Source organism: Amycolatopsis sp., assembly GCF_036008905.1.
Taxonomy (GTDB): Bacteria; Actinomycetota; Actinomycetes; order Mycobacteriales; family Pseudonocardiaceae; genus Amycolatopsis.
Genome location: NZ_DASYMU010000246.1, coordinates 1 through 7,126 on the forward strand (window position 1 = coordinate 1; position 7,126 = coordinate 7,126).

Sequence of the window (7,126 nt, forward strand, 5' to 3'; positions counted from 1 at the left end):
CTCGTGAGTGGCTACGAGTGTTCTAACACTCGTAGCCACTCACGAGCCACGCTGGGCCCCGAGATCCGTCACGAACTGGCGATCCGAGCATTCCGGTGAACGTGCTGTCCGACGTCATCCGCCTGTTCGCCGGCGCCCATCCTTGACAAGATCAACTGTCCGAATTGACACCATTCAGGTTTCGGCAAAGAAACCATTCAACCGACAAAACCGGACAGGTAAATAGGGTAAACGGCGGCCCGAAAATTACCTATTTTGCACAGCCCTGCCGTCTGTATCGATCAACACTTGCGGCAAGTGCCTGGTCAGCGGTATGCACCGGTACTTCGCCAAGAATTTTCCTGCATTCGTAAAATAACCTGCCAAACTCTCTTGAATGTTCTTTCGCGCTTGGATACCGTGCTCACATCGCCGCCACGCGGGATGCCGGAAATCACTCCGGCGTATCCGCGAAATTGTGAAATAGGGCCAGGTCCAATAGGGAAACCAGTAGCCACTTTTTGACCTATTCAGCGCGAAAGGAAACTCTCGTAATGAGCAACCGCAAAATGGGGCCCGTCCTCCGTTGTGGCGTCGGTGTCGCCTCGGTACTGGCACTCGCCGTCGCGACTCCCGCAGTCGCTTCGTCGGCAGTGGCCCCAGCCGGTCCGGCTTCCGCCTTCTCGATCAACGCCTCCGGTGGTGACCTGGCGTCGCCGGAGAAGAAGGAATACGCGATGCAACTGGTCTCCAGCGCGGAAAACTCGTCGCTGGACTGGAAAGCGCAGTACTCCTACATCGAGGACATCGGCGACGGCCGCGGCTACACCGCCGGCATCATCGGCTTCTGTTCGGGCACCGGCGACATGCTCGAACTCGTCGAGCGGTACACCAGCGCCAACCCCGGCAACCCGCTGGCCAAGTACCTTCCCGCGCTGCGCAACGTCGACGGCACCGACTCGCACGCCGGCCTCGGCAGCGGTTTCGAGTCCGCCTGGAAGTCCGCCGCGGGCACGACCGCGTTCAAGAACGCCCAGAACAGCGAGCGTGACCGCGTCTACTTCAACCCGTCGGTCAACCAGGCCAAGTCGGATGGCCTCGGCGCGCTCGGCCAGTTCGTCTACTACGACGCCATCGTGATGCACGGTCCCGGCAACTCTTCCGACAGCTTCGGCGGCATCCGCGCGGCGGCCATCAAGAAGGCCAAGCCCCCGTCACAGGGCGGCAACGAGACCACGTACCTCAACGCCTTCATGGACGCCCGCATCGTGATCATGAAGCAGGAAGAAGCCCACGCCGACACCTCGCGCATCGACACCGCGCAGCGCGTCTTCCTCAAGGCGGGCAACCTCGACCTCCACACCCCGCTCAAGTGGAAGGTCTACGGCGACTCTTTCGAGATCAACTAGTCCCTCACCGCTATGAACGGACCTTTCCTCGCGAACCACGCAAGGAAAGGTCCGTTCATAGCGTTGGGGACGGAAACTATTCGCTGATCGCCTCGACGATCCGCTCGAGGAACTCCGCGATGTGCTGCCGTAGCAGATCGGCCGCGCCCTCGGCGTCACCCTTCTTCGCCGCGGCCAGGATCGCCTTGTGCTCGGTCCACTCCCGGCGCCAGCTCGGGTTCGCCTCCCAGCCGACGATGCTGATGAGCGCGGCCCGGTCTTTGAGGTCATCGAGGATGTTCACCAGCAACGGATTCCCGCAGCCGCGGTAAAGCGCGCGATGGAACCGGCGGTTCAGCAGACTCAGCTCGGCCTGGTCCCGGTCCGCGATGGCCGCCGACGCTTCCTTGAGCGCGTCGGCCGCGTCTTCGAGCAGCGCGGGATCGCGAAGTTCCACCGTCCGGCGTACCGCCTCGGGCTCCAAAACGAGCCGGACGTCGTAGACCGACTGCGCCAGCGCGGCGTCGACCACGCACACCGAAGCGCCCTTGTACGGGCTGAACGTCACGAGTCCCGAGTTGGACAACACCTTGAGCGCCTCGCGCACCGGCGTCTTCGAGACGCCCAGCCGCTGGGCCAACTCGGCCTCGACCAGGGGTTGTCCTGGTAGAAGTTCCCTGGTGAGGATGCCACGGCGGATCTCCTCGAGCACCACTTCGGTGCGCGAGGCTGGCAAGCTGAACGTACCTGGCATCTTGTCTCCGCATCGGCAGGCTTTCGCAGATAGTGCCAAATCTACTGGCACCCGGCCTGTAAGCATTGTACGGCCAAATCATATATCAGATGTCATACTTGAGGTCATGCCCATGACACCGAAAAACGTGCGGCCGGAACAGCTACGCAGTCACCGCTGGTTCGGCGGCGACGAGCTCCGCGACTTCAGCCACCGCGCCCGGACCAGGCAGCTCGGATACAACCCCGAAGAGCATCTAGGCAAACCCGTCATCGCGGTGCTCAACACGTGGAGCGATATCAATCCGTGTCACATGCATTTGCGTGAACGCGCGGAACAGGTCAAGCGCGGGGTCTGGCAGGCGGGCGGCTTCCCCCTCGAATTCCCGGTTTCGACGCTCTCGGAGACCTTCCAGAAGCCGACGCCGATGCTCTACCGCAATCTCCTCGCGATGGAGACCGAGGAGATCCTCCGCTCGTACCCGATCGACGGCGCCGTCCTGATGGGCGGCTGCGACAAGACGACCCCGGCCTTGATCATGGGCGCCACCAGCGCGGGGTTGCCGTCGATCTACGTCCCCGCCGGGCCGATGCTCCGCGGGCATTGGCGCGACGAAGTCCTCGGCAGCGGCACGGACATGTGGAAGTACTGGGACGACAAACGCGCCGGCCTGATCGGCGACGCGGAGCTGTCCGAACTCGAACGCGGCCTGGCCCGCTCCCCCGGCACCTGCATGACGATGGGCACCGCGTCGACCATGACCTCGGCCGCCGAAGTGCTCGGGCTGACGCTGCCCGGCGCGTCCTCGATCCCGGCCGTCGATTCGGCGCACCACCGGATGGCCGCGGCCAGCGGCGCGCGCGTGGTCGGCATGGTCTGGGAGGACCTGACGATCGGCAAGATCCTCGACGAGCGCGCGTACGCCGACGCCATCACCACCGTGCTTGCCCTCGGCGGCTCGACCAACGCCGTCATCCACCTCATCGCGATGGCCGGGCGCAGCGGGATCGCGCTCACCCTGGACGATTTCGACGTCCTCGCGCGGCGCGTCCCGGTGCTCGCCAACATCCGTCCCGGCGGCGCGTACCTGATGGAGGACATCAGAGCACAAAATGTGGCTTGACCTGGCGATTGTTGGGTCATTTTGGGTCTCCTCAGGGGGTCAGGCCGTCATCAGGCCGTCAGGCCGTGTCTTCGCTCTTGCGGGCAGTGGGGCGCGGCTTGAAGAGGTCATCGATAGCTGTGCGGGCACGATCGTGGCTGGACGGCATGAGGTGGGTGTACGTCTTGAGCGTGAAGCCCTCATCGGAGTGCCCGAGGTAGGCCGCCAGCTCCTTGATCGTCACCGCCCGTTCCAGTAACGACGACGCGAACAGGTGCCGCAGTGCGTGCATGCCGTCGTCTCTGTCGCCGTAGGTCAATCCAGCGCGGGTGAACGCGGCCTTCCAGACCGCATAGTTGAACGAAGTCCGAGTGTAAAGATCACCAGCGTCATTGACCATCAACACGTTGATCGTCTCCGTGGCGCGGCCGTCGCGCTCGGCCCACGGCAGCGTGATCGCCACCGGCGGGTACAGCTCGGCGTAGGCGTCGAGATCATCCAGTACGCCACGCCCGAGCGGAATCACGCGGGTTTTGTGTCCCTTGGGGAGCTTGAAGCTCCGCTTGGTGCCCACGGTGACCATCTGCCGCGTGCAGTGGTAAACCATCTCGTCGCGATCGACATTGTCGAGGCTGAACGCGAAGATCTCCCCTTGCCTCAATCCCAGCCCCGCCCCGAGCGGAATGCAAGGCTTAAACCGCGCCGGGAGCGCCAACTCAATCCGTCGCAACCGCGCATCCGCCCACGGGGTGATCTTCCGCTTGATCGGCTTCGGGGCCTGAATCGACTTGTCCCGGCACGGGTTGACCTTGACTCGGCCGTCCGCCACCGCAGCGTCGAGGATCGAGGACACCAGGTCAAAGACGATTCGCTGATATGCCGCCGACACCTGCGGTTCGTGGGAGTTCATCCACGCCAGCCACTTTCGGATGAGATCGGGCGTCTGGAGCGACGACAAGAGCTTCTTGCCGAGGAACGGGTATGCCTGATTCTCCATCCGCGACCGCTCGACGTACACAGTGGACTCGTCTTGCGAACGCCCGGCAAGCACAGTTTGCGCGTACTCCTTGAACGCGATCTTGCCCGCGTCAGGCTTCGCGTACGTCCCGGCATACATGTCATTCTCTATCTTGGTTCGATACTTCTTTGCCTGCCCCAATTGCTTGTCCGGGAAGCTCTTGGACCGTTCGACTTTGTCCGGGTCGAGGTAACGGACCTTGTACCGCAGCCCCTTACCGAACAAAGCGCTTTTCTCCCGAACAGCCTCCCCTTCCGAGTCCAGCATGACCTTCCCAGTCACGGGATCCTTCTTGTCCTGATACCAGAGATCCTGAATATGCGCCATTGCTCTGCCTCTCCTTGTGGTTGCCGAAAGAATCCAGTGCGTCGATCGCAGCACACCTGGCAGGACGACCAACGCGGAAATGCCCACCCCCGCCAGTGCAGCGGAGGCGAGCAGAATCGCCACGATTACGACGCCCGGCATCTATGCCGCCCCAGGACTTGCAAGGTCCTCGACCCAGGCCCGGACCGTCTCAGGGTTGTACCGCACGTGCTTGCCCATCTTCACCCACTCCGGCCCATAGTTCTTGCTTCGCCAGTCCCGCAACGTCTTCTCAGGAATCCCCAGGAACACCGCCAGATCATCCGGCGTCCACAGAGCTTCCACACTCACCAACCGCGCCCGCGTGCCCATCTCCCCATCCCCTTCCCCCTGTGCGATCAAGCAGCATCCCGAGTTGCCGAAGTTTCCGGAACACCGCCAGGTGGTCCCGCAGCTGCCAGCAACGCCCTGTCGTACTCGGCTTTCCACGTGATCCGTTCCGCGATCGCCCGCATGACCAGCTGGTCGCGGGGTGGCACGCTCGGATCGTTGGATTCCACCTTGCGCCACAGCAACCGCGACGTGTCCGGTTCCGGTTTCTCGATCCCGACGACCGCGAGCGCTTGCTTCACGAACGCCTTCCGGTCCGCCTTGTGGTCCACCAGCGTCTTGCCCGACCACTTGCGCGACACCAGCACCCGCCGCCCTGGCAGCCCGAGCGTCGCCCGGCGATGAGCACGCCCCTTACAACGCCCCGGAGACATCTTCCCGTTGGCGCCCTTGGGTTCCACGCCGTAGAGCAGCCACACCGCGCACCGAGGCGAACACGGCGTCACCGACAACTCCGCGTGCAGCCGGTCATGGTGATCAGCCTGCCGAGCCGTCGACGCCTCCACGACCTCACCGGTGGACTTGGTGAGGTACTTCGTCAGGTACCCGATGTGCCGCCCAGATTCCTCCGTGCCGCCCAAGATCCCCTTCGAGTGCACCTGCTCCCCGAAGGTCACGACGTGGGCGGGGTGCTCGACCTGGTCCACCGCGTCCTCCCACGACGTCAGCGGCTCCCGGGTTTCCGGGTCGACGAACGCGCGGGATCCCATGTCCCACAACGGCATCCGGTCGACGTAGACCACCTGGTCGTGGTTGGGCCACCACACCTGGTGATAGGTAGCCGCAGTGACCATCCTGATCACATCATGCGAGATGGAACCCCGGATAGCGGTGTGCAAATGCGGTGCCGCCCGCTTCTGCGGTTCCACGGTCGCGAAGTACTGCGCGTCCCAGCCGACGACCCGGCGCATGTTCTGATACCACCGGTCAATCAACGCCGAGAAGTGCACCGCGTCGCGAGCTGCCCGCCGGTAGTCATAGGTCGACGGGTCCACCGGCGAGCCGTCCCCACGCACCCGCCCGTAGGTGTCACAGGTCAACGTGACGAACATTGACGGCCGGAACTTCCCCGCGTACTCGCGTCCTACCGTGGCCTTGGTGACCTTCCGTGTGGGCAGGTTCGGCGCGTCCTGCCGCCGTTTCGTCGAGCGTTTCACCACCTTCTTCGTCGGCAGGTCGATCGAGGGCAGACGGCCCCGCATCCCGAGTTGCCGAAGTTCGTCGTCCACCGAGACGATCTCGGCACGCAACTCTTCGGCCTCCACCTGGTCGCCCGCGCTGGTGACGTCGCGGTAGAGCTGGACCAGGTCCGCCCGCAGTGTCATCAACTCCGTGTGCGCGTCCGTCGGCGCGTCGGGGGTGAGGTCCGGCTCTTCGGTCATGTGCCACCCTTCACGGCACTGGGCCTGCCGCAGCGCCTTCGCCTTGCGCGCACACGACAGACAGACGGATTCCACTGTGGACCCGCACGGCACCGGGACGTACCGCAGTTCCCCGGTGTCCCGGTCGCCGACCTCCATCGTGAACGGCCGGACACACACCCCGTACTTCTCCGCCGTCGCCTTGACGACATCAGCGGCGAGGGCCTGCCTCATTCGGCCGGCACGCGTCGCAGACTCAGGGCTACTCACGCCGCCACCTCCCCCAGATCAGCCCACACCCGCAGCACGAAGACGGGCATCTCCTGTCGCGATCCCGAAGGCAAGTCCGGGAAGATCGCCTCGGAGAACGCGACCGCGCTCCACACCCGCACCGGGACACCAGAGGCCATGCGGCCCGTGATGGACAGGTGCACCGAGGGCCTGTCCGACACCCGCCACAACGACGCCGTCACCTGGTCGAGGGTGTCCGCCCACGCCAGCAATCCACTGGCCACGGCCGGAAGATCGAACGCCTCCAACATCACCGTCACCGGCTTGTAGCCCGTCGTGACATCCACCGCAGCCACCGGCGGAAGGTCATACAGGTCCAGGTGATCGCGGATCGTGTCCAGGAACGTCATCAGCGGATTCATGCCGCCACCCCCTCAGCATCGCCGCGACGTGCCGCCAGGTTGACGACCCGCACACCACCGTTCGTGACGTAGTCCTCCAGTTTCTTCACTGTCTCGTCCGCGACCCAGCCCGCCCGGATCCGCAACGGCTCCCGGATGCCCTCACCCCACGCGTAGCCGACACCGGCTTCGGAATCACCGATCCGGTTCGCCCACG

6 protein-coding genes and 2 pseudogenes are annotated in these 7,126 nt (G+C 64.3%); 2 read left to right on the forward strand and 6 right to left on the reverse strand.

Going from position 1 to position 7,126, the window contains the following annotated elements:
• Positions 1-533 precede the first annotated feature (533 nt).
• Positions 534-1,388 carry a chitosanase gene (locus tag VGP60_RS39525; RefSeq protein WP_327553350.1) on the forward strand — a complete coding sequence of 285 codons (855 nt, stop codon included), beginning with the start codon at positions 534-536 and terminating at the stop codon, positions 1,386-1,388.
• 76 nt (positions 1,389-1,464) lie between these two features.
• Here the strand turns inward: VGP60_RS39525 and VGP60_RS39530 are convergent, their stop codons facing one another.
• On the reverse strand, positions 1,465-2,121 hold the full coding sequence (locus tag VGP60_RS39530) for a GntR family transcriptional regulator (protein WP_327553351.1): 657 nt from the start codon (positions 2,119-2,121) through the stop codon (positions 1,465-1,467).
• Positions 2,122-2,233: 112 nt separating this feature from the next.
• Here VGP60_RS39530 and VGP60_RS39535 point away from each other — a divergent pair.
• Positions 2,234-3,199 (forward strand): annotated as a pseudogene (locus VGP60_RS39535) (dihydroxy-acid dehydratase); the annotation flags it as partial.
• 82 nt (positions 3,200-3,281) lie between these two features.
• Here VGP60_RS39535 and VGP60_RS39540 read toward each other — a convergent pair.
• The 5 genes and pseudogenes from VGP60_RS39540 to VGP60_RS39560 form a co-directional block, all read right to left on the reverse strand.
• Entirely contained in the window at positions 3,282-4,670 is a 1,389-nt protein-coding gene (locus VGP60_RS39540; RefSeq protein ID WP_327553352.1) for a tyrosine-type recombinase/integrase, read from the reverse strand.
• A gap of 18 nt (positions 4,671-4,688) precedes the next feature.
• Entirely contained in the window at positions 4,689-4,877 is a 189-nt protein-coding gene (locus tag VGP60_RS39545) for a helix-turn-helix domain-containing protein (protein ID WP_327553353.1), read from the reverse strand.
• 47 nt (positions 4,878-4,924) lie between these two features.
• A complete protein-coding gene (locus tag VGP60_RS39550; RefSeq protein ID WP_327553355.1) occupies positions 4,925-6,511 on the reverse strand; it encodes a replication initiator in 1,587 nt (528 codons plus the stop codon).
• Positions 6,512-6,543: 32 nt separating this feature from the next.
• Positions 6,544-6,930, reverse strand: coding sequence for a hypothetical protein (locus VGP60_RS39555; RefSeq protein WP_327553354.1), 387 nt, complete (start codon positions 6,928-6,930; stop codon positions 6,544-6,546).
• A pseudogene (locus VGP60_RS39560) lies at positions 6,927-7,126 on the reverse strand (cell division protein FtsK); the annotation flags it as partial. The pseudogene VGP60_RS39560 and the gene VGP60_RS39555, both read right to left, overlap by 4 nt.

What these genes read in the sequence shown, in the direction of transcription:
- VGP60_RS39550 (WP_327553355.1), bottom strand. Translation starts at nt 6,511, where the DNA reads ATGAGGCAGGCCCTCGCCGCTGATGTCGTCAAGGCGACGGCGGAGAAG.
- VGP60_RS39555 (WP_327553354.1), bottom strand. Translation starts at nt 6,930, where the DNA reads ATGAATCCGCTGATGACGTTCCTGGACACGATCCGCGATCACCTGGAC.
- VGP60_RS39525 (WP_327553350.1), top strand. Translation starts at nt 534, where the DNA reads ATGAGCAACCGCAAAATGGGGCCCGTCCTCCGTTGTGGCGTCGGTGTC.
- VGP60_RS39530 (WP_327553351.1), bottom strand. Translation starts at nt 2,121, where the DNA reads ATGCCAGGTACGTTCAGCTTGCCAGCCTCGCGCACCGAAGTGGTGCTC.